The sequence below is a fragment of the Mucilaginibacter sp. P4_E8 genome, assembly GCF_056401495.1.
Genome location: NZ_JBFUJG010000335.1, coordinates 1 through 1964, shown reverse-complemented (window position 1 = coordinate 1964; position 1964 = coordinate 1). Strand labels below are relative to the sequence as shown.

1 protein-coding gene and 1 pseudogene are annotated in these 1964 nt (G+C 39.1%); one reads left to right on the top strand and one right to left on the bottom strand.

Features of this window, described 5'->3' with window-relative positions:
• A pseudogene (locus AC1DRQ_RS31135) lies at nt 1–895 on the top strand (gliding motility protein RemB); the annotation flags it as partial.
• 15 nt (nt 896–910) lie between these two features.
• Here the strand turns inward: AC1DRQ_RS31135 and AC1DRQ_RS31130 are convergent.
• The coding region (locus AC1DRQ_RS31130) for a hybrid sensor histidine kinase/response regulator (RefSeq protein ID WP_477429949.1) at nt 911–1964 on the bottom strand (1054 nt) is incomplete at its 5' end.

The window sequence follows — 1964 nt, the reverse complement described above, 5'->3', positions numbered from 1 at the left end:
GTATATGATGGCATGGACATACCTTGAGGATATAAAAGAGAAGAAATTCGACACTTTTGGCAGTAATCACCGTAAATGGGCGCTTTTCCATTATTTAGACTGGAATGTAAGCAACAGGTTATCATTTGGTTTCTTTAACGCGCTTATTACTCCCGAAGCCGATGCACAAGGAAACAGGCGCGGTTTTGATGTAAACTTTATTAACCCAATCCTGTTTTCAAGCTCTTTAGGTTCATCAGCTTCTCCTAAAGACAATGTTTTTATGGGTTTCACAGGCAAGTATAAAATATTTGATAAAACAGCCATTTACGGACAATTGATGCTTGACAGGTTTAAAGCCAGCAATTTCTTTTCTGGTAATAATACTGATAATACCAATGGCGTACAGTTGGGTATTCGTGGGGCTGATATATTTAAAGTTAACCGGCTTAATTACCTTTTTGAATTTAATACCGTTAAACCGTATACTTATTCAAGCACCCAACCACTTGATAGTTATACTTTCTTTGGCGATCCGCTGGCCCATCCGTTTGGCGCAAACTTCAGAGAGTTTTTAGGCATCGTAAACTATTCGCTTGGCCGTTTTGATTTTCAGGGCCAGTTTGATTATGGAAAATATGGACTTGACGCTGCCAAAACAGATAACAATGGTAAGCTGATAAACAAACCGTACCCGGCAACACCCAACCCAGTACCTGTTATAGGTCAGGGCTTAAGCACACAACTTTATTACACCGAAGGTACGGTATCATTCCTTATCAACCCCAAGTATAACTTACGTATTGAACTTAGCGGCCTTTACAGGCAGGAAAAAAACGTGCAGAGCGACACAAAAACCACAATGGTTACTTTCGGCTTAAGGAGTTCGTTCAGAAATTTATATCACGATTTTTAAGTTAAGGCTGCCGGGTTATAATTTCAATGCATTAACAATATGTTTTATTAACTCAGCTTCTATAAACGGTTTGGTAACAAAGCCCGAGAATCCTTTTTTTGAAAGCTTTTCGGTTTCTGATAGTTTGGCGTTACCGCTGATGGCAATTACCGGCACTTCACTTAATGGCGCTTTTGATTGCCTTATTGCTGCAATAAGTTCATGCCCATTCATGGTGGGCATCTGAATATCAGTTAATACTACCCTTATGGTTTCTTTAGTTAAAATGTCTAATGCTTCTTTTCCGTCAAATGCCTGGTAAAACTTGATATTCCACTTGCTTGTCATCATCTTCAGGAACATTAAACTTAGCTCATTATCATCAACAGCCAGGATACTTATTCCGTTGAGCAACGATAATGGGTCATCGATTTTTTGTTTATCTATAAAGTCATTAATGTTTTTACCCTCCTCATAAGGAATGCAAAAGCTAAAAGTACTGCCCTTACCCGCATTGCTTTTTACACTGATCTGCCCTTTTTGCAACAGAACAAGCTGTTTGCAAATATAAAGCCCAAGGCCTGTCCCCGTTTGGCCCTTAGCAGAGTTGGTTTGATAATATTTTGAGAAAAGATTTACCTGCTGTTCTAAACTAATCCCAGCCCCCGTGTCAACGATATCAACCTTTAACCTATGCTCGTCATTTAGTGATGTAAGGCTTGCATTTACTGTAATACTACCTGTACTGGTATATTTAATGGCATTACTGAGCAGGTTAACCATAATTTGTTTAAGCCTGAAACTATCTCCTAAAATCAAAGCTCCCCTATTGCCCTCAAAGTTATAATCAAGATCGAGTTGCTTTTTGGTGGCGCTAAATTCCATGCTTTCAATAACCTCTTTTAATACAAAATCAGCATTAAACGGATCTTTATTGATCTTAAATTCACTATTCTCCATTTTCGCGGCATCCAGCGTATCATTCAGTGTACGCAGCAGCATATCAGAAGACAACCTGATAGAACCCAGCATATCGGCCTGGCGGGGAGATAGCTGAGTTTGACTGAATATATACAGGAAACCCTTAATG